The organism is Corynebacterium belfantii (genome assembly GCF_041898185.1).
GTDB classification, from domain to species: domain Bacteria; phylum Actinomycetota; class Actinomycetes; order Mycobacteriales; family Mycobacteriaceae; genus Corynebacterium; species Corynebacterium belfantii.
In genome coordinates, this window is the sequence record NZ_CP157823.1 from 1,854,248 (window position 1) to 1,877,789 (window position 23,542).

The 23,542-nt window shown below is 52.5% G+C and carries 19 protein-coding genes and 6 pseudogenes; 14 read left to right on the forward strand and 11 right to left on the reverse strand.

What is annotated here, in order from left to right:
* Positions 1-28: 28 nt before the first annotated feature.
* Genes ABMV07_RS09170 through ABMV07_RS09185 form a run of 4 tightly spaced genes read left to right on the forward strand, consistent with a single transcriptional unit; the run spans position 29 to position 3,203 of the window.
* Positions 29-703 carry a DUF3043 domain-containing protein gene (locus ABMV07_RS09170; protein ID WP_088267359.1) on the forward strand — a complete coding sequence of 225 codons (675 nt, stop codon included), beginning with the start codon at positions 29-31 and terminating at the stop codon, positions 701-703.
* The gene (locus ABMV07_RS09175; protein ID WP_088267358.1) at positions 704-1,252 is read left to right on the forward strand and encodes a bifunctional adenosylcobinamide kinase/adenosylcobinamide-phosphate guanylyltransferase; all 549 of its coding nucleotides are present in this window, start codon (positions 704-706) and stop codon (positions 1,250-1,252) included.
* Between the two features lie 49 nt (positions 1,253-1,301).
* The gene (gene cobT / locus ABMV07_RS09180; protein ID WP_003852227.1) at positions 1,302-2,372 is read left to right on the forward strand and encodes a nicotinate-nucleotide--dimethylbenzimidazole phosphoribosyltransferase; all 1,071 of its coding nucleotides are present in this window, start codon (positions 1,302-1,304) and stop codon (positions 2,370-2,372) included.
* A 6-nt stretch (positions 2,373-2,378) separates the two neighbouring features.
* Complete coding sequence (locus ABMV07_RS09185) at positions 2,379-3,203, forward strand: adenosylcobinamide-GDP ribazoletransferase (protein ID WP_196977783.1); 825 nt, start codon at positions 2,379-2,381, stop codon at positions 3,201-3,203.
* Between the two features lie 77 nt (positions 3,204-3,280).
* On the opposite strand, the gene ABMV07_RS09190 is transcribed toward ABMV07_RS09185, so the two are convergent.
* Positions 3,281-4,387 carry a branched-chain amino acid aminotransferase gene (locus ABMV07_RS09190; RefSeq protein WP_196977784.1) on the reverse strand — a complete coding sequence of 369 codons (1,107 nt, stop codon included), beginning with the start codon at positions 4,385-4,387 and terminating at the stop codon, positions 3,281-3,283.
* A 109-nt stretch (positions 4,388-4,496) separates the two neighbouring features.
* Here ABMV07_RS09190 and ABMV07_RS09195 point away from each other — a divergent pair, with 109 nt between their 5' ends.
* The gene (locus ABMV07_RS09195) at positions 4,497-5,999 is read left to right on the forward strand and encodes a leucyl aminopeptidase (RefSeq protein WP_088267355.1); all 1,503 of its coding nucleotides are present in this window, start codon (positions 4,497-4,499) and stop codon (positions 5,997-5,999) included.
* Positions 6,000-6,062: 63 nt separating this feature from the next.
* Here ABMV07_RS09195 and ABMV07_RS09200 read toward each other — a convergent pair whose 3' ends face one another.
* Positions 6,063-6,458 (reverse strand): oxidoreductase, encoded by a 396-nt coding sequence (locus ABMV07_RS09200; RefSeq protein WP_197692040.1) that lies wholly within the window; start codon positions 6,456-6,458, stop codon positions 6,063-6,065.
* Between the two features lie 125 nt (positions 6,459-6,583).
* Here ABMV07_RS09200 and sucB point away from each other — a divergent pair, with 125 nt between their 5' ends.
* The 4 genes from sucB (at position 6,584) to ABMV07_RS09220 (ending at position 11,070) form a co-directional block, all read left to right on the forward strand.
* Complete coding sequence (gene sucB / locus ABMV07_RS09205; protein WP_197692041.1) at positions 6,584-8,224, forward strand: 2-oxoglutarate dehydrogenase, E2 component, dihydrolipoamide succinyltransferase; 1,641 nt, start codon at positions 6,584-6,586, stop codon at positions 8,222-8,224.
* A 116-nt stretch (positions 8,225-8,340) separates the two neighbouring features.
* The gene (gene lipB / locus ABMV07_RS09210; RefSeq protein ID WP_196977786.1) at positions 8,341-9,093 is read left to right on the forward strand and encodes a lipoyl(octanoyl) transferase LipB; all 753 of its coding nucleotides are present in this window, start codon (positions 8,341-8,343) and stop codon (positions 9,091-9,093) included.
* A 91-nt stretch (positions 9,094-9,184) separates the two neighbouring features.
* The gene (locus ABMV07_RS09215; RefSeq protein WP_088267373.1) at positions 9,185-10,234 is read left to right on the forward strand and encodes a lipoyl synthase; all 1,050 of its coding nucleotides are present in this window, start codon (positions 9,185-9,187) and stop codon (positions 10,232-10,234) included.
* Between the two features lie 62 nt (positions 10,235-10,296).
* Positions 10,297-11,070, forward strand: a complete 774-nt coding sequence (locus tag ABMV07_RS09220) for a DUF4191 domain-containing protein (protein ID WP_374064522.1) — start codon at positions 10,297-10,299, stop codon at positions 11,068-11,070.
* Between the two features lie 47 nt (positions 11,071-11,117).
* On the opposite strand, the gene ABMV07_RS09225 is transcribed toward ABMV07_RS09220, so the two are convergent.
* Positions 11,118-11,591, reverse strand: a complete 474-nt coding sequence (locus ABMV07_RS09225; protein ID WP_088267351.1) for an RDD family protein — start codon at positions 11,589-11,591, stop codon at positions 11,118-11,120.
* Positions 11,592-11,799: 208 nt separating this feature from the next.
* On the opposite strand from ABMV07_RS09225, the gene glnA reads away from it, so the two are divergent.
* Complete coding sequence (gene glnA, locus ABMV07_RS09230) at positions 11,800-13,236, forward strand: type I glutamate--ammonia ligase (protein WP_374064523.1); 1,437 nt, start codon at positions 11,800-11,802, stop codon at positions 13,234-13,236.
* A 439-nt stretch (positions 13,237-13,675) separates the two neighbouring features.
* Here glnA and ABMV07_RS09235 read toward each other — a convergent pair.
* Positions 13,676-14,910 (reverse strand): annotated as a pseudogene (locus tag ABMV07_RS09235) (IS256 family transposase).
* A gap of 314 nt (positions 14,911-15,224) precedes the next feature.
* The gene (locus ABMV07_RS09240) at positions 15,225-16,097 is read right to left on the reverse strand and encodes a hypothetical protein (RefSeq protein ID WP_088267750.1); all 873 of its coding nucleotides are present in this window, start codon (positions 16,095-16,097) and stop codon (positions 15,225-15,227) included.
* Between the two features lie 227 nt (positions 16,098-16,324).
* Between ABMV07_RS09240 and ABMV07_RS09245 the strand changes: the two are divergent.
* Positions 16,325-17,342: pseudogene (locus ABMV07_RS09245) on the forward strand (PTS sugar transporter subunit IIC).
* Positions 17,343-17,417: 75 nt separating this feature from the next.
* On the opposite strand, the gene ABMV07_RS09250 reads toward ABMV07_RS09245, so the two are convergent.
* Positions 17,418-17,627 (reverse strand): CsbD family protein, encoded by a 210-nt coding sequence (locus ABMV07_RS09250; RefSeq protein ID WP_014303655.1) that lies wholly within the window; start codon positions 17,625-17,627, stop codon positions 17,418-17,420.
* Positions 17,628-17,739: 112 nt separating this feature from the next.
* Positions 17,740-19,092 (reverse strand): Na+/H+ antiporter family protein, encoded by a 1,353-nt coding sequence (locus tag ABMV07_RS09255; protein WP_088266480.1) that lies wholly within the window; start codon positions 19,090-19,092, stop codon positions 17,740-17,742.
* Positions 19,093-19,223: 131 nt separating this feature from the next.
* Between ABMV07_RS09255 and ABMV07_RS09260 the strand changes: the two are divergent.
* Positions 19,224-19,729: pseudogene (locus ABMV07_RS09260) on the forward strand (GntR family transcriptional regulator); the annotation flags it as partial.
* A 30-nt stretch (positions 19,730-19,759) separates the two neighbouring features.
* On the opposite strand, the gene ABMV07_RS09265 reads toward ABMV07_RS09260, so the two are convergent.
* A protein-coding gene (locus tag ABMV07_RS09265; protein WP_374064524.1) for an IS3 family transposase occupies positions 19,760-20,982 on the reverse strand; the annotation gives its coding sequence in 2 pieces (ribosomal slippage) (positions 19,760-20,694 and positions 20,694-20,982; 1,224 coding nt in all).
* Positions 20,983-21,032: 50 nt separating this feature from the next.
* Here ABMV07_RS09265 and ABMV07_RS09270 point away from each other — a divergent pair.
* Both ABMV07_RS09270 and ABMV07_RS09275 read left to right on the forward strand, forming a co-directional pair.
* Positions 21,033-21,668 (forward strand): annotated as a pseudogene (locus ABMV07_RS09270) (IS30 family transposase); the annotation flags it as partial.
* A gap of 37 nt (positions 21,669-21,705) precedes the next feature.
* Positions 21,706-22,357, forward strand: a pseudogene (locus tag ABMV07_RS09275) (MFS transporter); the annotation flags it as partial.
* On the opposite strand, the gene ABMV07_RS09280 reads toward ABMV07_RS09275, so the two are convergent.
* The 3 genes and pseudogenes from ABMV07_RS09280 to ABMV07_RS09290 form a co-directional block, all read right to left on the reverse strand.
* Positions 22,354-22,890: an NUDIX hydrolase gene (locus ABMV07_RS09280; protein ID WP_088266772.1), complete on the reverse strand. Its 537-nt coding sequence runs from the start codon at positions 22,888-22,890 to the stop codon at positions 22,354-22,356. The pseudogene ABMV07_RS09275 and the gene ABMV07_RS09280 sit on opposite strands and share 4 nt — an antisense overlap.
* Positions 22,891-22,920: 30 nt before the next feature.
* On the reverse strand, positions 22,921-23,103 hold the full coding sequence (locus ABMV07_RS09285; RefSeq protein ID WP_370684781.1) for a hypothetical protein: 183 nt from the start codon (positions 23,101-23,103) through the stop codon (positions 22,921-22,923).
* Between the two features lie 65 nt (positions 23,104-23,168).
* Positions 23,169-23,480, reverse strand: a pseudogene (locus ABMV07_RS09290) (threonine synthase); the annotation flags it as partial.
* Positions 23,481-23,542: the final 62 nt, after the last annotated feature.

The following is a 23,542-nucleotide window of genomic DNA, read 5'->3' on the forward strand; positions in this document are numbered from 1 at the left end:
TCAGCTGATTCCTTGTAGCCTAGAACCCGTGAAAACCCCAAGTGACAATTCCTCTGAATCGCCTAATACTCAAAGCGCTTATGCCTCGCATGCTTCCAAGGCATATACCCCAAAGAAGGGGCGCCCTACCCCAACGCGTAAAGAAGCAGAGGTTCACGCTGGATCTTTCCGTTCTCGTTATTCGCCTAACGAATCATGGAGCGAGGATCGCAAAAAGCGTAAAGAACTCAAAGCTTCTATGACCAAAGAAGAGTGGAAGGCTTACAAGAAAAAGCAAGCTGATGCCTCCAAGCAGAGGCGTCGCGAAGCCCAAATGGCTATGGACAGTGGCGATGAGCGCTATCTGTTACCTCGTGATCGTGGTGAAGAGCGCCGCTATATCCGCAACCTCGTCGATTCCAAGCGATACATCAATAACCTAATGATGCCTCTCGCCCTAGCTTTGCTCGTCGTTATGCTTTTCGGCAACAAGTTCCCCGCCGTCGCCGCAATGATTTCCACCGGCGCCCTCGCCGTGATCTTGGTATTCCTTTTGGAAGGTATTTTGCTTGGTCGCAAGGCAGCACGCATGGCTCGTGAGAAATTCCCACACACCTCTGAATCCGCTTTCTCTCTCGGATTCTATGCCTACGGTCGAGCAACACAGCCACGTCGCTGGCGCACTCCAAAGCCGCAGGTCAATATCGGAGATAAGGTTTCCTAAATGCTCACGCTAGTGTTGGGCGGAGCACGCTCGGGAAAATCGGCGTTCGCTGAACAGCTCGTGGGGGCACAATCGTGCCTCTATGTGGCCACGGCGCGTCCTTTCGAAGGGGAATTCGACGCTGACTTTCGTTCTCGGATTGCCACACATGTCGAGCGACGTCCTAGATATTGGGACACCGATGACCAACACGATCTCATCGAGATCCTGAAAAACGAGCAGGTAGATCACGACACACTATTGGTCGACGATCTTGGCACATGGCTCACGCACATCCTTGACACTCATCAAGCATGGGATGACCCCGCTCAGTTAGTTTCTACTGTGAGCGACGACCTCGTTGCAGCGTTTTCCACTGCTGGCCAGAACCGCAACATCATAGTGGTGAGTCCAGAAGTTGGAATGGGCATTATTCCTTCTCACCCAGCTGGCCGACGCTTCCGCGACTCTATTGGAAAAGTAAACGCTGCTGTGGCAGCTTGTTGCGACCGAGTGGTGCTCGTTGTTGCGGGATTGGCACTAGAGTTGAAACCCGTAAGTGGCGACTAGTGCCCACAACCTTTGTTACCTATTGCTCCACGCTTCAAGGAGATACCTGATGCAGCCTTCGGACTTTTTTCCAAAGATTGACTACCCAGATGAAGACCTAGCTCAGCAAGCTCGCGAGCTACAACTTAATCTGACTAAACCTACGGGGTCATTGTCGCGGCTTGAGGATCTTGGTGTGTGGTTGTCGTCATGCCAAGGTCAGGTTCCGCCGCATCAAATTTCCCGCCCTCGCATGGTCATTTTTGCCGGTGATCATGGCATCGCATTAAATAGCGTATCGCCCTACCCCATCGAAGTATCGCTGCAGATGGCCGAAAATATCCGCAATGGTGGTGCTGGTATCAACGCAATTTCGAATGCTTCCGGAATCGGTATACGAGTTGCCGATATTTCACTGAACCACGATGTGGACGGCCCAGAGCGCGTTTCCCGGTCATGCGGTTCTATCGATCATGAAGATGCGATGACTGAAGAACAATTGGTGCGTGCCATTGAGATCGGTAAGCGTATCGCCGACGAGGAAATCGACGCTGGAGCCGATCTTCTTATGGCTGGAGATTTGGGCATTGGTAACACCACACCTTCTGCTGTCATCATTGGACTTTTTACACACCAGGAACCTGTCGTGGTTACTGGTCGCGGTTCTGGAGTGGACGATGAAGGATGGAAGCGTAAAGTCGCAGCCGTTCGCGATGCGATGTTCCGTGTGCGCAAACATCGCGATGATCCACTAGCAATTATGCAGAAAGTAACCTCCCCTGAGTTGGTTGCTATGGGCGCTTTTATCGCTCAAGCTGCAGTGCGCCGCACCCCAGTTATTTTGGATGGAGTTGTTGTTACCGCATCGGCAATTTTGGCTGAGAACCTAGCGCCTGGTGCGCGTAAGTGGATGCAAGCCGGACATCAATCAGCCGAGCCTGCGCATAAGTTCGCTTTAAGCTACCTAGGTCTAGAGCCTCTGCTTAAATTGGGACTTCGTTTGGGCGAAGGATCAGGCGCGGCTGCAGCGTTCCCTCTGGTTCAGATTGCTGCTCATATCATGACGGACATGGCCACTTTTGATACTGCGGGTGTTTCTGGCAAAGGTGCAGTCCCTGCCAATCGCTCGATGAAACAGTAGTTTCATATGTCTGGCAAAGCATATTTTGTCAACGGTGAGCATGGGCCTGCGATTATCGAAGGCCCACTGACCGCACTGAATTGGTTGACTATTTTGCCTGTTCCCAGCGCCACGGCATTCGATCGTGTCACAGGCGGACGCGTTATGGCATCTGTTCCCTTTATTGGCATTGTGTTGGGAATTGTTGGCGGCGCTATTGCGTTCGCTGCAACGTCGCTCGGGGTGGCGTCAATAGTCACTGCGACGGTCATCGTGTGTTTTTGGGAGCTATTTACACGATTTATGCATCTCGACGGGCTTGCCGACGTCTCCGATGCTTTAGGTTCCTATGCACCACCCGCGCGTGCACGTGAAATCATCGCGGACCCAGCAACGGGACTGATCGGTATGGGCGCATGCCTGATTTCAATTTTGATCCATATCAGTTCTTTCACTGCACTTCTCGATGCTCGCCTCTGGTGGATGGTGCTGATTACCCCGATGATCGGACGGTTTTGTGCCATCTTCGGGGCTCATTCACGACTCAAACCCATGAACCCTACTGGTTTTGGTGCAATGCTCATTGGCACAGTGAAAACTCGCACTATTATCGCGTGGTTATGCGTGCACCTTGTAATATGCATCGGCGTTCCCCTCGCAATGGATCGCGGTGAGCTGATCACCATAACTATCCTGGGGTTGCTGTGCTCAGTAGCTTTAGCATTGGTAGAAATTCGCCATCTCCATCGCCGGTTTGAAGGCATGAATGGCGATACCACCGGCTTTATCATGCATTCTGCGACTGCGCTTTGTGCATTAGTCTTTGCTGTAGGCGTGGGCATAGTAACTTAAAGCCACAAAAACTCGAGAGCCAACTCCCGCTGTTTTCAGAAGGAGTCGGCTCAATCTCGTTATAGGAAAGAAATAATTTACGCCTCTACGAGGGTGTGCATCCATCCGTGAGTATCAGCAACGTTGCCGCGCTGGATTCCAGTAAGTGCCTCACGAAGCTGCATGGTGATCGAACCTGCCTCGTTGTTGTTAACCAAGAACTCACCGTGCGTGGACTTCACAGATCCAACTGGGGTAATCACGGCTGCAGTACCGCAAGCAAATGCTTCGCTCATAGCTCCGCTCGTAGCAGTTTCTTCCCACTCGCCCTTAGACACCAAGCGTTCTTCAGTGGTGTAGCCAAGATTGCGAGCAACCTGAAGCAATGAATCACGGGTAACACCAGGAAGCAGTGAACCGGACAGCTTCGGGGTAATCACGTGAGCCTGATCCCCTTTGCCCATAACGAAGAAGAGGTTCATTCCGCCCATCTCTTCGATGTAGTTATGCTCAATTGCATCGAGCCATACTACCTGATCGCAGCCTTTTTCCGCTGCTTGGGTTTGTGCGATGAGCGATGCCGCGTAGTTACCTGCGAACTTAGCCGCACCAGTACCACCAGGAGCTGCGCGAACGTAGTCTTCAGACAGCCATACCGACACAGGCTTGATGCCACCAGAGAAATAGGCACCAGCTGGCGAAGCAATAACAAAATAGCGGTAAGACTTCGAGGAATGAACACCCAACGTAGTCTCGGTAGCGATCATGAATGGGCGCAGATAGAGCGATTCCTCACCACCGGCAGCGGGAACCCAGTCGCGGTCTACTGAGACAAGCTGCTGGATTGACTCGATAAAGACCTCGATAGGAAGCTCTGGCATGGCCAAACGCTGAGCGGAGCGTTGGAAGCGCGCCGCATTTGCTTCCGGACGGAAGGTACGGATGGTGCCATCAGCATGGCGGTAGGCTTTCAGGCCTTCGAAAATTGCTTGTCCGTAGTGAAACACCGAGGTAGCAGGGTCCAAGGACACGGGTGCATATGGCTGAACCTGTGCATTGTGCCAGCCTTCGGTTTCATTCCAGTCGATAGTGACCATGTGGTCGGTGAAATACTTGCCGAAACCAGGGTTGGCAACAATTTCTTGTACTTTGTCTGCTGGCGTTGGGTTCGGATGATCGATTTTCTTAAACGTAATAGAGCTCATGGACTTCAACGTACACCAGACATCCTCACCTGCCATTGGCTAAGCTGGACAACACTAAAATGTTTCCTTGGCTTTTGCGCCAACTACCAACTTTTGGAGGTAAATACCTGTGAGCACACAGTTCTCACTGCCGGCGACCGGACTAACTACTCAACTCGAGCTGTCTAAGAAACTCCCCGAGGATATTGATGCCCTTGTCGTCCCAACCTTTAAGGGCGAGGATGGTCTTGAACTCGCAGCCAGCGGTTTGTTCGATGAAAACCTCGAGATCGCCATTTGGGATTTGCTCGTAGCGGTCGGAGCCACTGGTAAGCAGAGCGAAGTTGTACGCATCCCATCCATCGAGGGCATTGAGGCCGACTTCATCGTCGGCGTGGGCTTAGGGGATAACGATTCGCTTGACGACGACACCCTGCGCCGTGCAGCTGGCGATGCAGCTCGAAGCTTGGCGGGTGTTCAGCATGTTGCTACGACGTTGGGAGCTTTCGGTCTGCAACCTGCTGTTGAGGGCTTTGCGCTGGGTGCCTATAACTACACCGGCGTGCGCTCGGAGCCAAAGAAGCCACTGCCTTTGGAAAAGGTTACGTTCATTTCCCTTGGTGATAAAAAGGCTGCGAAAGAAGAATTCACCGCAGGCCAGATTATTGCGGAATCTGTGGCTTTGTGCCGCGATCTAGTCAATGCGCCTTCCTCCCATCTCTACCCAGAGTCCTACGCGGCGATTATCCAAGACACTGCCGAGAAATTCGGCCTCGGTGTAGAAATTTTGGATGAAAAGAAGCTGGAAAAGCAGGGCTTTGGCGGCATCTTGGCTGTGGGAACCGGCTCCTCCCGTAAACCTCGTTTGGTCCGGTTGACTTGGGCACCAAAGAAGGCCAAAAAATCCATCGCGCTGGTGGGTAAAGGCATCACCTTCGATACCGGTGGAATTTCTCTCAAACCAGGCGCTGGCATGGACGACATGATCTCCGATATGGGCGGCTCTGCCACCATGGTGGCCACGATCATTGCTGCTGCTCGTCTTGGCGTAAAGCTCAATGTCACAGCAACTATCCCGTTGGCAGAAAATATGCCAGGCGGCAATGCTTTCCGCCCAGGTGATGTGATTACCCACTACGGCGGAATTACCTCGGAAATCCTTAATACTGATGCTGAGGGCCGCTTGGTGCTCGCGGACGCTATTGCACGCGCTAGCGAAGACAAGCCCGACTATTTGCTGAACGTCGCAACGCTGACGGGTGCACAAATCGTTGCACTAGGTGATCGCACCTCCGGAGTTATGGGCTCCGAGGAATTCCGTGATTCGGTAGCTCTCACCGGCCGCACAGTTGGTGAACCAGCATGGGCAATGCCGCTGCCAGAGGAAATTGGCGAGGCAGTGAAATCCCCTGTTGCTGATATCCGTAACGTCACCGGTTCTCGTTCCGGCGGCATGATGGCAGCTGGCTGGTACCTTAGCCACTTCGTTGGCGAAGGCATCGAATGGGCTCACGTCGATATTGCGGGACCTGCCTATAACAAAGCAGGCATCTACGGATACATTCCTAAGCGCGCCACGGGTGTTCCGGTACGTACATTCGTGCAGGTGCTCTCTAACCTCGCTGAGCAGTAACACCTAAGATGAATAAAGTGGTCAAGGATCATTAGTCCTTGACCACTTTATTTTATTTATTTGCTATTGAGATTCCCCGCGTTCTCTTTGTAATTTTTCGCGACGTTCACGTTGTTCTTCACGTTTACGCAAGATTCGATCCCGTTCAATTTTTTCGCGCATCCGCTGCGGGTATCCGGTTTCTTCTACGTCATAGACTGGTACTCCCAAAGTGGAACTGATCACATCTATGCTTTTGGGGCCTCCGATGCGACGACGTGTGAATTCGCCAGTGATATCAACCAGCACTACGGACATTTCATTCACGATCGTTTCCGGTTCGACAAAAGCTTCCACAACAGCATGTGTGCTTACCCACTCTTGGAGGTAGCGAAGGTCTGTTTCCCGCACCGTTTCTCCAGGACCACGGGCAGGCTTAATGTTGGAACGAGGAGATTTTCTGCCAAAAAGGTTGAACACAATCCACAATTCTAGGGGCAAAATCGCAATCTTGGGGCTATCCGAGTCACACTGTGCCGGACAAAACGGTATCCTCGTATGTTATTAAAGTTCTTAACACTCGACTTGCGAGGAGTCTTTACACAATGGCGCACTCCGTTGTAATGCCTGAACTGGGCGAATCCGTCACCGAAGGTACCATCACCCAGTGGCTGAAGTCCGTTGGTGACACAGTCACTGCCGACGAGCCGTTGCTCGAGGTATCTACTGACAAGGTCGACACTGAAGTTCCTTCGCCTGTCTCCGGTGTCTTGCTTGAGATCAAGTTTGAGGAAGATGACACCGTAGACGTCGGAGACGTTATTGCGATTATTGGCGAAGAAGGCGACGCTCCAGCTGCCAAGGAAGAGCCAGCCGAGGAGCCACAGCAAGAAGCTCCCAAGGAAGAGCCAAAAGCTGAGGCACCAAAGGCTGAAGCAGCTGACTCCACCGACGTAGTCATGCCAGAACTCGGCGAATCCGTCACCGAAGGCACCATCACCCAGTGGCTGAAGTCCGTTGGCGACACCGTCGACGTTGACGAACCACTCCTCGAAGTCTCCACCGACAAGGTAGACACCGAAGTCCCATCCCCAGTCGCTGGCACCATCCTCGAAATTCTCTTCAACGAAGACGACACCGTCGACGTCGGAGACGTAATCGTTCGCGTTGGCACCCCAGGATCTGCCCCAGCTGCCAAGGAAGAGCCAGCCGAGGAGCCACAGCAAGAAGCTCCCAAGGAAGAGCCAAAAGCTGAGGCACCAAAGGCGGAACCAAAGAAGGAAACTCCGGCCAAGAACATCAACAACGAGAACGTCCCTTACGTCACTCCGCTGGTCCGCAAGCTGGCTGACAAGCACGGCATTGATCTGACCACTGTGGAAGGCACTGGTATCGGTGGACGCATCCGCAAGCAGGATGTTTTGGCTGCCGCTGGTGTTGGCGCAGCTCCTGCAGCACAGGCCGCTCCTGCCCAGCCAGTTTCTGCAGCATCCACCAAGTCCGTGGATCCAGAGAAGCAGAAGCTGATCGGTACCACGCAGAAGGTCAACCGTATCCGCGAGATCACCGCGCGCAAGACTGTGGAGGCTTTGCAGATTTCTGCTCAGCTCACCCAGCTGCATGAGGTCGATATGACCAAGGTTGCGGAACTGCGTAAGGCCAACAAGCCAGCCTTCCAGGAAAAGCACGGTGTGAACCTCACCTACTTGCCATTCTTTGCAAAAGCAATTGTTGAGGCTTTGGTTGCCCATCCGAACGTCAATGCGTCCTACAACGCTGAGACCAAGGAGATGACCTACCACGCTGATGTCAACCTCTCTATTGCTGTTGATACCCCAGCTGGTCTGCTTACCCCTGTAATCCACAAGGCTCAAGAGTTGTCTTTGCCGGAGCTAGCTAAGGCAATTGTCGATTTGGCTGACCGCGCTCGTAACAACAAGCTCAAGCCGAATGACCTTTCCGGCGGTACCTTCACCATCACCAACATTGGTTCCGAAGGCGCACTCAGCGATACCCCAATCTTGGTTCCACCACAGGCAGGAATCTTGGGCACCGGCGCTATTGTTAAGCGTCCAGTAGTCATCACGGAAGACGGCATCGATTCGATTGCTATTCGCCAGATGGTCTACTTGCCATTGACCTACGATCACCAGATCGTCGATGGTGCCGATGCAGGTCGTTTCTTGACCACCATCAAGGATCGCCTCGAGACTGCCAACTTCGAAGGTGACCTCGAACTCTCCTAGTTTGTAGCACGCTTTACAAACGCCTAGTGGCCGGCCTTGCTTTCACAACAAAGCCTGCCACTAGGCGTTTCGTTTTATCCTCGTTGCTTCAGTAATGACGGACTATAGTGTGATCCATGACTGCTGTTCGAGATCCGTTCTTTCCAGCCGACCAATCCATCCGCGCTTCCCACAACCCCATAGAAGTGCGCGAACTCGGCATGATGGATTATCAACGCGCATGGGATCTCCAAGCAGAACTGAACAAGCAACGCCAACGCGACGAAATCAATGACGTCATTTTGGTGCTGGAGCACCCCAGTATCTACACCGCGGGCAAGCGCACGCAGCCTTCTGATCGCCCACAGAACGGCCTACCGGTTATTGATGTGGATCGCGGGGGCCGGATCACGTGGCATGGTCCGGGACAGCTGGTGATGTACCCGATCATCAAACTTGCCGAGCCCATCGATGTTGTCGATTATGTCCGCCGCGTGGAGGAAGCCCTGATCCATGTCATCCGCACTCATGGGATTCCCAACGCAGGGCGTATCGACGGGCGCTCAGGTGTGTGGGTTCCAAGAAAGACTCCGGAAGAACACCGCAAGGTTGCCGCTTTAGGTATTCGCATTGCCGGTGGCGTGACCATGCATGGTTTAGCTTTGAACTGTGACAATACGGTTGAGTTCTATGATTACATCGTTCCGTGTGGCATCTCCGATGCTGGGGTGACCACGATGACGCAAGAAGCGGGAAGTGATGTCACTCCCGCGTCAATGACCGCTCCTCTGTTGGCTGCCCTCGATGATGCGTTTGCCGGTCGGCTCGTCGTTGCTGATCATAGCTTTGCTACGGCTCCAGATCCTACGAAGATTCCACGACGCCCCTAATTGCAGATACGACAACAAATTAAGGGGTGCTTCTTGCTGGTTGTTTACGTGCGTGTCGACGACCACAGCAATCACGGGTACTCTGCAAAGGGTGACTAAAGCACCCGAAGGACGCAGAATGCTCAGAGTTGAGGCGCGCAACTCGCAAACCCCCATCGAGAGCAAACCACGTTGGATCCGCACCGCTGTTAAAACTGGCCCTGAATATCAGGACATGAAAAAGAAGGTGTCGGGCGCAAGCCTGCACACCGTATGCCAAGAAGCCGGCTGCCCTAATATCCACGAATGCTGGGAGTCGCGTGAGGCTACCTTCTTGATTGGTGGCGCTAACTGCTCACGCCGTTGCGATTTCTGCCAGATTAATTCTGCTAAGCCCGAACCGCTCGATCGCGACGAGCCACGTCGCGTTGCAGAATCAGTACGCGAAATGCAGCTGAATTACTCGACCATCACTGGTGTAACCCGTGACGATCTTGAAGATGAAGGCGCTTGGCTATATGCAGAAGTTGTTCGCAAGATTCATGAGCTCAACCCCCACACCGGCGTAGAAAACCTCACCCCTGATTTCTCCGGCAAGCCTGACTTGTTGCAAGAGGTTTTCGAGGCTCGCCCCGAAGTTTTTGCCCATAATCTTGAAACAGTCCCTCGCATCTTCAAGCGGATCCGCCCCGCATTCCGCTACGAGCGCTCCTTAGACGTAATCCGTCAAGCCCGTGATTTTGGATTGGTTACCAAATCCAACCTGATCTTGGGTATGGGAGAAACTGTCGACGAAATCCGTGATGCCTTGGTTGACCTGCACTCGGCAGGTTGTGACATCATCACGATTACCCAGTATCTTCGCCCCAGTCCGATGTACCATCCCATCGACCGTTGGGTAAAACCTGAGGAATTTATCGATCACGCCAAATTTGCGCGTGAACTTGGATTCGGTGCTGTTATGTCTGGGCCATTGGTGCGTTCTTCTTATCGTGCCGGAAAGCTTTATGCCGAGGCTCTCGCGGCTCGTGGGGAATCTCTGCCAGAAAACTTGGCTCATTTGGCCACGACTGCTGATGGCAGTACTGCACAAGAAGCAAATACTTTGTTGGAAAAGTACGGTCCTTCTCAAGACACCCCTGTGTTGTCGTCGAAAGCTTAAAACTGGGGCGTAGCCGGTGGGTTATTTAATGAATCCTGCCTTGCCCCGCTAAGGTGGTATGCATGGCTGACGTGAACAAGCAGGCCGCAAAGGCCGCAAAGAAGGAGCAACGCGCCGCTAAGCGTGCTCAACGTCGCCAGAACTGGGCACAGATCTGGCAGGCGTTTAATATCCAACGCAAGCAGGATAAAGCGCTGATCCCGATTATGCTTGCTGCCTTCTTTGGCACCGGCTTGGCGTTCTTCCTCATCGGTTTGTTGTGGAACCACCAGTGGTTCATGCTGGTTACCGGCTTGATCCTTGGTGCCGCATTGTCAATGTTCTTGTTTAGTCGCCGTTTGCAGGCCAGCGTGTACGACCGTGCAGAAGGCCAAGCAGGTGCAGCAGGCTGGGCTTTGGAAAACATGCGCTCCGGTTATGGCATGGCATGGCGTACTAAGACAGGTGTTGCTTTCACCAAGAACATGGATGTGCTTCACCGCACCATTGGCGTGTGCGGCATCGTACTTGTCGGCGAGGGCAACAAATCCCGCCTTCGCCCACTGGTAAGCCAGCAGCGCAAGCGCTTGGAGCGCCTCGCACCAGGTGTGCCAGTGCATGAGATCTACATTGGTTCCGGTGAGGGCGAAGTTTCACTGAAGAAGCTTCAGAGCACTTTGATGAAGTTGCCTCGCGTGTACAAGAAGAACGACGTGTACAGTATCGCTAACCGCATCGAGTCCATGGACAACATTAATGCCGGTGGGGCTGCCCTTCCCAAGGGGCCAATTCCTAAGGGCGGCAAAGTGTCGGGCATGAATCGTCGCGCTCGTCGTTCGGCAGAACGCAATAAGTAAGAAGATAGAAAAATTCCCACGCACATGTGCGTGGGAATTTTTTGTTGCTATCCGAAAACAACTGCGGTGCCGGTAGCTCGGTCATGCATGCCGCGCCCGTCGGCGTCGACAAGCACTGCGGGGAAAATGAAGCACGTAAATGCAGTACGCGCAAGTGCCCGCACGAAGCCCACGTGCGCATCGCGGGCGTCGATACGCGCAACGCCAATGCCAACCGATGCTTGTCCTGGGGTGCGTGCAAACAGCCACACGCTCACGACTCCGAGAATAAAGAAGAGAATCAGTGCGACAGTCGATGTACCGCCAAGAACATGGGTTACGTTGGTAATCAGCACAGCGGCGATAAGACATATGATCCAGTCAATTGCTACTCCCAATGCACGGCGCATTACAGAGGCTAAGGCTCCTGGCCCTTCTTTGGGGAGGCCGAGGAATTCACCTGGCCAACGAGCAATACGGTTTCCGTCGAATTCTGCAGGGATCTGTGGGCCGTCGAGCCAGCTGCGCTTGGGGTTTGCCATGTCTCCTACCTTAATATGGATGATAGCAATCACACGAACGTGGTTTCTGACATGATGGTTGGAGTAACCGCAGTCACCATTTTTTGATAGCCCTATAGATAATAGGTTAAGCTAGTCGCGCGTATAACCTACGAGTAACCTACGACCGCCTATCAATGTGTCAGCGTTCACGCTCTAAACCCATTACACCTTATAACGAGGAGTCAACGTGGCTTTTACTTCCAACGAAGACGTCATTAAGTACATCAAAGAAGAAAACGTCGAGTTTCTTGATATTCGCTTCACCGACGTTCCGGGCCGTGAACAGCGCATCACCATCCCTGCATCGATGTTCACCGAGGAAGCTGCTGAAGATGGCTTCGCATTCGATGGTTCCTCTATCCGAGGATTTACCACCATCGACGAATCCGACATGAACTTACACCCCGACGTTGCTACCGCAATGGTCGACCCATTCCGCAAGGCTAAGACACTGAACATGAAGTTCTTTGTCCACGACCCATTCACCCGCGAGCCATTCTCCCGTGACCCACGTAACGTTGCCCGCAAAGCCGAGCAGTACCTGGCTTCTACTGGCATCGCTGACACCTGCTTCTTCGGCGCGGAAGCTGAATTCTACGTCTTTGACAAAGTCAGCTATGAAATTGAAGGTAACCGCTCCCACTACGAGGTCGACTCCGACAACGGCTGGTGGAACCGCGGCGTAGACCAAAACCTCGATGGCACCCATAACCGCGGCTACAAGACCCCATTCAAGGGCGGCTACGGCCAGTGCGCGCCATACGACACCCTCGAAGATCTTCGCGACGAGATAACACTCACCTTGCGCGACGCAGGCTTTGACGTTGAGCGCCAACACCCAGAATGCGGTACCGGATCACAGCAAGAGATCAACTACCGATTCAACACCCTGCTCCACGCTGCCGATGATCTACAGACCTTCAAGTACATCATCAAGAACACCGCTTTCCGCAACGGCAAGACCGCAACGTTTATGCCTAAGCCACTGGCAGGCGACAACGGCTCCGGTATGCACGCCCACCAGTCACTGTGGAAGGACGGCAAGCCGCTGTTCCACGATGAGGTCGGCTACGCAGGCCTTTCCGACATGGCCCGCTACTACATCGGTGGTATCCTGCACCACGCAGGCGCAGTTTTGGCGTTTACCAACCCAACGCTCAACTCCTACCACCGCTTGGTTCCTGGCTTCGAGGCTCCCATCAACCTCGTGTACTCCCAGCGCAACCGCTCGGCTGCGATCCGCATCCCGATCACCGGCTCCAACCCAAAGGCAAAGCGCATCGAGTTCCGCGCACCAGACCCATCAGGCAACCCATACTTCGGTTTCGCTGCCATGATGCTCGCAGGCCTCGACGGCATCAAGAACCGCATCGAGCCACACGCACCTGTAGACAAGGACCTCTACGAGCTGCCCCCAGAGGAAGCTGCTTCCATCCCTCAGGCACCAACCTCCCTCGAGGCGTCCCTGAAGGCTTTAGAGGAGGACAACGAGTTCCTCACCGACGGCGACGTCTTCACCGACGACTTGATCGACACCTACATCAAGCTCAAGTACGACAATGAAATTGCACCTGTTCGCCTGCGCCCAACCCCGCAGGAGTTCGAGATGTACTTCGACTGCTAAGAGTTAAGGGCATTTTTGCACATCTGACCTGCGGTTATTTGTACAACTCCTAAGCATAAGCGGACCCCTCGACAATTCATCAGAATTTCCGAGGGGTCCGCTATTTTTGTACCCGAATTGAGTTGTTTTCGGCCTGAAACTCCTCATTTTTACCGGCTTTAATCGCCATTTTCGGCACCCCACGACTTCTAGGCCACGGCCTCCTGGAATAGGTCCAAGAAAGGTCGTGACCTCTTATGCTGCCTCGCCAATCTGCGGCGGGGCATTTGCGCCAGCAATATCGAGATTGTCTTCGCAGGCATACCCCTTACGCGGGCACCACCCCGAGGCGGACGCGGACCAGCCTGGTCAAGTCTGTTTGAGTGGTGTTTCTACCCTTCGATAAAGCATGCAGTGCGATGGTGTCAGGGGCCAGCACGTACCCAGTGCTCTAATTGATTCACTCGACCTCCTTGGTGGTGTCAGCGTCGATGACGTTGGCGGTGATCATCGCCTTGGTGTGTGCCAGACTGGTCAGTGACATGTAGCAGTTTTGCTGAATCCAGTCATCATGTTGTTCAACTAGTATCGCGCCAACAAGGCGCACGACAGCGTCACGATTAGGAAAAATACCTACGACATCTGTGCGCCGGCGGATTTCACGGTTAAGTCGTTCAGTAGGGGTTATTCGACCAGACTTTCTTCCACACTGATTTCGGGGCGTTAGTAAACGCCAGAAGCTCATCCAAAGCTTCTTCCAGGTAGCTAGCAACGCAGGGGAATTTCTCTTCACAAAATGCTACGACCTCACGGGCTTGGGACCACACCGATTCCGAGTCTGGTTTGGAATATCGTATGAAACATCGCCGATAGGGTTGGCCACTGCGTTTTGGGCACCATGCCAGAGAGGTTCTTGGCGAAGTGCGTTCGGCACCGTTGCCAGGACGCATTCGGTAATATCTCACTAATTGCATGTTGGATACCTAGATGGGCGTCACTGGTGACAAGATAGACTTCATCAAGTCCGCGGGCTTGAAGATCCCTAAAGAACCTGGTCCACGAGGCCACAGACTCAGATGGTGCAATCTGCATGCCCAATAACTCCCGGTAACCTTCGGCATTAACCCCGGTGGCTAGTAGCACAGAGGTTTTAACGACTCGTCCGCTTTCACGGACTTTCATGGTCAACGCATCACACGAGACATATAGGTAGGGGCCGGTATCAAGTGGTCGGGTGCGGAAGTCTTCGACCATCTCGTCAAGGTCTTTTGCCATGTCAGATACCTGCGATTTCGAGAGATTATTGATTCCTAAACTGGCGACGAGATCGTTCATCCTGCGGGTGGATACGCCCTTTACATAGCAGGTGGCTATTACGGTTGTTAGTGCTCGTTCGGCTAGGGTTCGTCGTTGCAATAACCAGTCTGGGAAGAAAGATCTGGTACGTCATTTGGGTACAGCGATATCAATGGTGCCGACGCGAGTATCAAGGTCGCGGTGGCGGTAGCCATTGCGGGTATTAGTCCGTTGTGGAGATACCGTGGCGTAGTCAGCACCGCAAACACTGTCAGCCTGGGCCGAAAGGATCTGGTTGATGAAGTTTGTGAGCATCTGGCGCATCAAGTCTGGGGAGGCCTGGGTGAGCAATTCTTCCAGATACGCGGTCGGGTCGATATGATGAGGGTTAGTGGCCATCGCGGGTTTACTTCCTTTCGAGGATAGGTAAGAGTTGATTCGAAAGGTACCCGCGGTGGTCGCCTCATTCATTCATCAGGACCGCACCGGTAGTTACAGATACACCACACTAGTGGACGTAACCGATTAACGTCTCTGAATAATTGTCTGACATGAGTCTTATTGAAGAAGTTGGAATGGGAATCGGCGGAGAGGTTTCGTGGGAAATGCTGACCTGGGGATTTTCGTTCGTGCAGGTCAGGAAGTTGTTCAAATGTGTCGTTAATGCTCTTCAGGGCGTGGTTCCAATATTGCTTCGGAGCCACGCCCTTTTCCTATCCTTCTTCCGCGGCTGTATCTGCCACCAGTTGCTCCATTGTCCCGCTCAGAGCTGCTTCGAGAATGTCACTATCAGGCATATCAAAGTGATCGTGCCCAAGCAGCAAGCTAAACGACGTCTGGGTAAATCCCTGCGTGGTGTAAGCACTGTACCCTTTGAGCGCGGCACCAACGGCATCGAAGTTTTCTAGAGTCGCCTCGGGGACGTCGTCACGCCCTACTACCCAATAAAGCGGTAGCTTATGCGGAAGTTCGGGAAGAACCTGTGATTCTGGTACTTCACCACCGCTGACCATGACCGCGCCACCGGTAACCAGGGGGCTTAGCTTCGGCAGAACTTTTTGCGCTAGATATTCTGCACCACCGGAATAGCCCATCCACCAGATTTTATGCTGGTTAATGCCGGGATGGTCGCTTAATTGTTGTTCAATGAGTGCTCTGAGCCATTTGGTTTTACCTTCCGAGGGTTTCCACCATGCGTAGTCGTTGTCCGCGGAAGGATCAAGCGGCACGATGAGGATCATGTTGTGGCTACGTGCCACGTCGGCCATAGAAGATAGCCCTTGGCCGGGATCGTCAAACTCATCTTCGCCGTCACCATGTAGGCGCACCACGAGTCCAATGGTTCGCGAGTAGTCCAAGCCCGTGTCGTAGATTCGATAATTGCTTGTCACATTATCGTGGGTAAAACTGTGCATCTCCCCGTAGTCGATGTCGCCATCGTGGGACGTGCTAGAGAATTTTTGTGTAACGGTATCAATTTTTGCAGGTGCACCTGGGAATGCGATAGCGCCGCCGAGGATACCTAGGACAATGCCCACTGCAGAAGCGATGATGATCTTAAGCTTCGCAGGAACTCTGCGTTTCATGGGTTTTATAGTACGCTTCGTTGACTTAGATCACACATCACATTTTCATCCCGCGGCGTACAACAAGAAATCCTGCAATGTAGGATATTGTGACTCTCATCTAATCCACGAAAGTTTACTCTATACCACCTCACCACACTTCCACTCCCGAAGCCATTTCAGACTCCATCGACCACCCAGAACACGCAGCAGTCCGTTCTCTCCATAATTCCATCGGCGACTTCATCATGAAAGCCTTGAACGGCATCTCCATTGCCGTAGTAGTTGCTCTTGTACCCTAGGCTCTACTAGGAGAACTCCTCAAAGCACTCCTTCCAATAGCGCCACAGCTTAAAACGATCATCACATTGGTCACGCTGTCGTCGTCAATGCTGCCTATCCTGATGCTCGTGGGCATGCAGTTCAAGCTCACCCTAATCCAGACAGCGAGCGTCGGCATTGCAGTCGTCCTCGGTTCCGGCGTTGCGACGGTCGACCCTGATGGCGGCTTCCATCTCCAAGGAACAGGACTAGTGATCAACACCGGCATTACTGCAGCCCTCGCCGTGGCTGCGGTGTTATGGGTAGGCCCACGCCTTGGCAACTACACCATTTTATTGCTGTCAACGATTGTGGTTATCACTGCTGGAACGATCGGCTGGGTAGTCACCTATCTTGCCGTGCGCGCTTTTAGCGTCTGGCTAGGCGACGTCATCAACGGAGCTACCGGATTCCAGCCCATCGCTATGGGCGCCATACTCTCACTAGCGTTTTGTCTAGCAATAGTATCCCCGATCTCCACTGTGGGTATTGCGACTGCAATCTACATGTCCGGCGTGGCAGCAGGAACTGCCAATCTCGGCGTTGTTGCCGCAGGTTTTGGACTAGCCATTGCAGGGTGGAAAGCCAACGGAATGGCTACCTCCTTGCTACCTGTTCTAGGTTCCCCAAAAGTACACATGGCAAGTATTTGGGGCCGCCCCCTCAACTTCTTGCCACTAGCTCTCACATCCGTGACCCTGGGGGGCAATTGGTGGTGCTTTAGGAATCTCCGGTACCCCAATCTCAGCAGGTTTTGGAATTTCAGGGCTTGTGGGACCGCTTGCTGCGCTAAATGCCGAGGGATGGGGCTGGTCTGCCGCAAACATTGCAATCATCTTTACAGTGTTCGTCATCGTTCCCATCGCGTTGTCCATTGCCTCTTTTAAGATCTGCTCAGCGCTAGGACTCGTGCGTTCAGAAAACTACACTCTTGATTTTGAATAAATCCACAAAGCAAAACCGAGACATCCCCTCCTTCAAAGGAATGTCTCGGTTTTATTTTTACTCAAGCGTTAAGCGTTAGTTCTCTTCATCTTTTTGGAAAGATCCAAGAACCTTATCTGCAGCGCCCTTGATCTTATCGCCGGCATCGCTGATGGCCTGCTTAACATCGGCTTTGGTCTGATCGGCGCGACCTTCGTCGGCAAGCTGCTCATTCTCAGTAGCATCTCCTACTGCCTCTTTTGCTTTGCCGCCCAATTCTTCGATCTTGTTCTCAAAATCACTCATGGTGACGTGCCTCCTTAAGGCGTAGTGGGATTAATACCAATTCCCACCGTAGGTCGCCTTAAAGATGCCCGCCACCATGTGCGCACATTGTTATCAACCCGCAAGGTAATTGTTACAGAACCATCGCTGCCACCCAACCAGCTGCGATAAGCGGGAGGTTGAAGTGGAGGAAGGTCGGAATAACTGAATCTCGAATGTGGTCATGCTGACCATCCGCATTCAAACCTGATGTAGGACCAAGTGTAGAATCCGAAGCTGGGGAGCCCGCATCACCCAAAGCGCCGGCGGCACCAATGATCGCAACCGTTGCTGCTGGAGAAAATCCCATGGTGGCACACAGCGGAACATAAATCGTTGCGATGATCGGGAGCGTGGAAAACGAAGAGCCAATGCCCATAGTCACCACAAGCCCCACCAAAAGCATCACAAGAGCACCTGCAGCTTTGTTTTCACCAAACATGGCAGCGGAGGCGTTGACAAGCGATTCAACTTCGCCTGTCTCACTCATGACCGAGGCAAAGCCTTGGGCCGTAATCATAATGAAGCCAATCATGGCCATCATCTTCATACCTTGGCTAAAAACATCATCAGCTTCTCGCCAGTTCACCGCACCAGTGAGTATAAAGATGGCCAAACCAGTAAGAGCACCGATCAACAATGAATCCGCCTCGGTATCCAGCGACTGCATAACGACCTGAACAGCGAAGGTGGCAAAGATTGCGACTAGAGAAACAATAACCTTGTATCGAGAAACCGGCTTTTCTTCCTCATCAGTCTCCACAATGGCCACAGTCTGGTAATCCCGTGGCTTGCGATAGCTAAAGAGCACAGCAATTAACAGGCCAACAAACATACCCAACGCAGGGATTCCCATGACCTGCATGATGTTGATGCCGCTGGTGTCCATTCCAGCTTTGCGTATGTTACCGAGCAAGATCTCGTTGAGGAAGATTGAACCAAATCCCAGCGGAATCCACATGTAGGTAGTGACCAAGCCAAAGGTAAGCACGCAGGTAACAAGACGACGATCCAATCGCAGCTTATTCATCACACTGAGAAGCGGTGGCACGATCAGTGGGATAAAGGCAATGTGGACTGGGATGAGGTTCTGACTCATCACACTCATAGCAAGGATTCCCATGAGCATGAGCCATTTGGTTACAGCAACTGCTTTTTTACTTGCGCCTTGTTCTTCACGACTAATTTTTTTCATAATGAAGTCGGCTAATAGCTTAGGTAGCCCCGAGCTTGCTACCGCCATGGCAAAGGCACCCAGCATGGCATAGCTCAGTGCAATTTTCGCACCACCGGCTAAGCCTTCCTGAAACGCAACCATTGTCGCGTCAAGGCCAATTCCACTGGTCAAACCACCCACAAGGGCACCGATAAAGAGGGCCAAGACCACGTGAACTCGCAAGACTGCGAGCACCAGCATGACAACGACCGCTAGTAACACTGCATTCATAGCGAATAAATTACGCTATTACGCAAATTATTAATAGCTGGATAGAAATTACCCCCGCGCTCTACATGCTTTAAAACACCAGTTGACTATCCATACTCGCATAGGATCCATGTTAGATCTAACTTGTATCTATGTCGTATTCACAGCATGATCCTCATGTCGCAGGACTCTTGGATGACACATCCGAGTTGCCTGCCGCTGAGCGCGCCTATCTCTATCTAAAACAACAGATCACTCACGGCCACCTCAGCGACAACGACATGATCAGTGAAGGCGACATAGGCAAAGTACTCAGTTTGAGCCGCACTCCTATACGTGAAGCTTTTATCAGGCTAGAAACCGAAGGGTTCTTACGCCTCTACCCCAAACGTGGCGCCTTGATCGTGCACTCGGAGGAGAGGACATCCGCGACATTTACGATTCCCGTTACCTCATCGAGGCTCACTCAGCCCAAAAAGTTGCGTAACTACCAAACGCACAACGAACGGCGATCGTCGCAGCGCTAGAAGCCACCATCGAAAAGCAAGAAAAGGCCTTAAGCCGCGAAAGCCTCGACCTCTACACCGACTTCGACGCAGAGTTTCATCAACACATCATGAAAGCTGCTGGTAACGAAATTCTGGCGCACCTCTATAACTGAAATGCCCCGGGTTTTCTTCCTAGGTGTTTACCTTGTTTTTATTATTGCTGATTCTTTTTGTTGCTGCCAGTACTCGTTCTCGACCTCGACCGGCGTGCGGTAGTCAAGGGCTTGGTGGAGACGGATCTGGTTCCACCAGTGCACCCACTCGAATGTAGCGATCTCTACCTCGAGAACATCAGCCCACGTACGGGTATGGATGATCTCGTTCTTGTATGAGCCGTTGACGTTCTCAGCCAACGCGTTGTCGTAGCTATCACCCACGCTGCCGGTTGATTCAACGATGCCAGCATCCACGAGATACTGATGATAGGTCAAAGAGACGTATTGAGAGCCGTGATAGCTATGATGAATCAAATCCTTGGTTGAGTAGGCGTTCCAGATCGCTTGCTTGACCGCCTGGAGCGGTAAGGCTTCAGTTTTCATTGAATCTGACAGTGCCCAGCCCACAATCTTGCGGGAGAACACGTCGGTAACAAAGGCAGCGTAGACGAAACCCTTCGATGTTCTCACGTAGGTAATATCAGCAACCCACAGCCGATTCGGGCCTGTAGCCTTGAAATCGCGCTGAACCAAGTCTGGGCGAGTATCAACATCCTTACCCTTGACTGTGGTGACAGGGTTCCTCCCCTTACGCTTACCGGTTACTCCAGCAAGGCTCATGATCCGCCGGGTTTGCTCACGACCAATCTCGATCCCTTCGCGTGTCAGGGCGTGCCACATCTTGCCTACCCCATACACCCCATAATTCTCGGCGTGAATCTCCTTGACTTTCTCAGCAAGCTTACAATCACGCAATGCTCTACGAGAACGTGGTCTTGCTTTCGCATCACGATAACCACGCGAGGTAAGGAAGCCGCCCTCACGCTCCTTGTTTAACGTCCTACAGATAAACTCGACACTGAAACGATCACGATACTCATCAATAAACGCGATCATTTCCGACGTTGGGAGTCGAGTTCGGACGCGAAAAAAGCCGAAGCAGCTTTCAATAATTCGTTCGTATCACGCAGCTCCCGAACCTCTTGTCTCAGGCGGGCGTTCTCAGCCACGAGATCGATTTCGCAGACACGATCGCGATTCTCGCGCCTAGACTTTTGCAACCACTGGCGCAACGCGCTAGCACTAACACCAAGCTTGGGTGCAACCTGCTCGCACGCACTCACAATTGAACACTCCTGAACACGAATACGATCCTCAACCAAACGAACCGCTCGATCCTTGGCTTCCTGATCAAAAATCTTTGGCATAACCCCAATTCCCCCATCCTCTCAAACAGAAGAAAAACTAGACCATTTCATACCAAGCGATGTATGTTCATGCCCGTGGACAGTTAAAGCTAGAGGTTAAAAAGATGCTGCGTACAGGGCGTAGCAGGCGTAAACCGCATAAACAACCCCAGCAGCGCACACCCCGTTTTAAAGACCCCATGACAATGATTGCTTGCCGCCCAGCACAGGTCGATGAACGGATCATTCCAGGACACTGGGAAGGGGATTTGATATGCGGTGCCGGCAATAAGTCCGCGATTGGCACGTTGGTAGAGCGTACAACCCGGTTCACAATTTTGCTACATCTTCCTAATCACCATGATGCCGGCAGCGTTCAAGAAGCGATCGTGAAAAAGATGCAAGGACTTCCAAAACTACTACGTAACTCCCTTACCTGGGATCAGGGGTCTGAAATGGCGCTGCACAAGAAAATCTCTACCTCCTTAGATATGGATGTTTTCTTCTGCGATCCTCATTGTCCTTGGCAACGAGGCACAAACGAGAACACCAATGGTTTACTACGACAGTACTTCCCAAAAGCTACCGACCTATCCCAGTACCCAGAAGACTATCTGGACGCAGTCGCAGAAGAGTTAAACGATCGACCACGCAAGACGTTAGAATACGATAAACCCAGCGAGCGGATCCTCAAGCTGCTTGCCTAAAACCATCAACCGTTGCAACCACCCCTAGAATCCGCCCAAGGCAACGTTGCAAACAGTTGGCTTTCGATGTTTCTTCCAAGATCTGTGTATCTCCGCTGCTGCACACAAGCGCTTCTTACGCGTAGTTGCTCCCGTTGCGCCTTGGGTTTTTGGTTGTGCGGGCGCAGCCTATGCGATTCTCCCCCAGCTACTTGCTACTTCAGCAGGAAATACCCCTATCGCATTTTCTGGGTTGGTGACGGTTCTGACTCTTGGTTGTGGCGCTGGAATTCAGTTCGTCGGCAAGCTGATTGATACCCGCGAGTCTGCGCGCGCGTCGGTCGTTGCCATGGCGATTATTACTGTTGGAGTTACTATTGGAGCCGTCGCAGCCTCCGACCTTAAATTTGGATCGGAATTCTCTCGGCCATGCTGATGGGCATGGGCTACGGTCTAGCATTGGTGGCTGGCTTGTCCGAGGTGCAACGCATTGTCCAAGCAGATGATCTTGCAGGCCTCACAGCAGTCTATTATTCGGTTGCTTACCTAGGCTTTTCATCCCGATGGCCTTCGCAGCATTAAATGCGCGTTTTAGCTACACGGTGCTGTTTTCAGTAGGCACCGTGCTCGCACTCGCATGTTTGATTGCGGTTACCACCGCATGGCGAGCCCACCTACCAGGTGTTCGCCATATCGCGGTAGCTGCCTAGCGGCGTCGTTCTCGTTTTTCGTATCCCATGCGCGGCCGGAAGCCTTCTGGTCGCCGCAACTGGGCTACGGCGTCTCCGACAACCAACCTAAAACGTGGTTTCATAGGAGGCATTTGCATCACAGAGAACCATCGCACCTCGGTGTTTTCGTCGTCACCGATACGTGGGGTGCTGTCTCCTACAACTACACACCGCATGGCGGTGTCCATGTAGTGCGAAACATCCCCATTAGGGTAGGTAACTGGCCCTACCGCACCTACTCCAAGCAGTGCTTCCACGGTGACGTCAAGGCCAGTTTCTTCCTTAACTTCGCGTACAGCTGCACTGTGTGGTTGCTCGCCTGGATCGACGATTCCGGTTACTGGCGTCCATTCGCCATTATCAGCTCGCTTAACAAGCAGCACTTCTGGAACAGCGGTAATTGGAGCTCCCTCTGGAACATCCTTAATAACAACGGCGGTAACCCCAGGTAAAAATAGAGGATCGTTGCCGATCTTTTCCCGCAGTTGAAGTACAAAATCCGGTGTAGGCATCGTGGAAACATTCCTTCGATTCTTTAAAAGTTATTGTTGCTGTGGAGAGTCTGACTTATCCAATGCTTTGGTTTCGTTCTGCTGGCGCAACGCCGCTTCTTTTTTGATCTTTTCGGCAAAGGCCTTGGGATCAAAGTCAGTGAAGTATTCCGGTCCAGCGAATTGCTCTTGTGCCATGGGTGTCAGTCTAGCTATGAAAAATCCCCACTTCATCCGTCAGTGTGTCACAGTACCGGATGACATGGGGAATGTATGCGTAGTCAACGACCACAAAAGCACTACTGAGTTTTTTCGGTTTCCTCGATGCTAGTCACAATGAAGTCTTTGACCACTGCTACGTCATTAGGAAGATCAGTTACACGACGTTGAGCATCCATGATGCTGGCAAAACGCTCTGGCATCTCAGGTTCGCGTCCTGTTGCCTCGCAGATAGTGTCAGCGAACTTAACTGGAAGCGCAGTTTCAAGGCAAACAATTGGCGAATCAATATCGCAGGCCCAATCTCGTGCTACCTTCACACCGTCCGCGGTGTGAGGGTCGATCATCATGCCACGATTTTCATAGCAGTCTGCAATCGTGGCAACGCGATCACCTGACTTGGCTCATTTTGGTGTGTTGTAGTTCATATTGACGTTTCTGCCTGTGGGGTTGG

Excerpts from the sequence above, each read along its gene's own strand:
- ABMV07_RS09255 (WP_088266480.1), bottom strand. The coding sequence starts at position 19,092 with ATGAATGCAGTGTTACTAGCGGTCGTTGTCATGCTGGTGCTCGCAGTC.
- ABMV07_RS09185 (WP_196977783.1), top strand. The coding sequence starts at position 2,379 with ATGTCTGGCAAAGCATATTTTGTCAACGGTGAGCATGGGCCTGCGATT.
- lipB (WP_196977786.1), top strand. The coding sequence starts at position 8,341 with ATGACTGCTGTTCGAGATCCGTTCTTTCCAGCCGACCAATCCATCCGC.
- ABMV07_RS09280 (WP_088266772.1), bottom strand. The coding sequence starts at position 22,890 with ATGCCTACACCGGATTTTGTACTTCAACTGCGGGAAAAGATCGGCAAC.
- ABMV07_RS09285 (WP_370684781.1), bottom strand. The coding sequence starts at position 23,103 with ATGAAGTGGGGATTTTTCATAGCTAGACTGACACCCATGGCACAAGAG.
- ABMV07_RS09240 (WP_088267750.1), bottom strand. The coding sequence starts at position 16,097 with ATGAAACGCAGAGTTCCTGCGAAGCTTAAGATCATCATCGCTTCTGCA.
- ABMV07_RS09190 (WP_196977784.1), bottom strand. The coding sequence starts at position 4,387 with ATGAGCTCTATTACGTTTAAGAAAATCGATCATCCGAACCCAACGCCA.
- ABMV07_RS09175 (WP_088267358.1), top strand. The coding sequence starts at position 704 with ATGCTCACGCTAGTGTTGGGCGGAGCACGCTCGGGAAAATCGGCGTTC.
- sucB (WP_197692041.1), top strand. The coding sequence starts at position 6,584 with ATGGCGCACTCCGTTGTAATGCCTGAACTGGGCGAATCCGTCACCGAA.
- cobT (WP_003852227.1), top strand. The coding sequence starts at position 1,302 with ATGCAGCCTTCGGACTTTTTTCCAAAGATTGACTACCCAGATGAAGAC.
- ABMV07_RS09225 (WP_088267351.1), bottom strand. The coding sequence starts at position 11,591 with ATGGCAAACCCCAAGCGCAGCTGGCTCGACGGCCCACAGATCCCTGCA.
- ABMV07_RS09220 (WP_374064522.1), top strand. The coding sequence starts at position 10,297 with ATGGCTGACGTGAACAAGCAGGCCGCAAAGGCCGCAAAGAAGGAGCAA.
- ABMV07_RS09250 (WP_014303655.1), bottom strand. The coding sequence starts at position 17,627 with ATGAGTGATTTTGAGAACAAGATCGAAGAATTGGGCGGCAAAGCAAAA.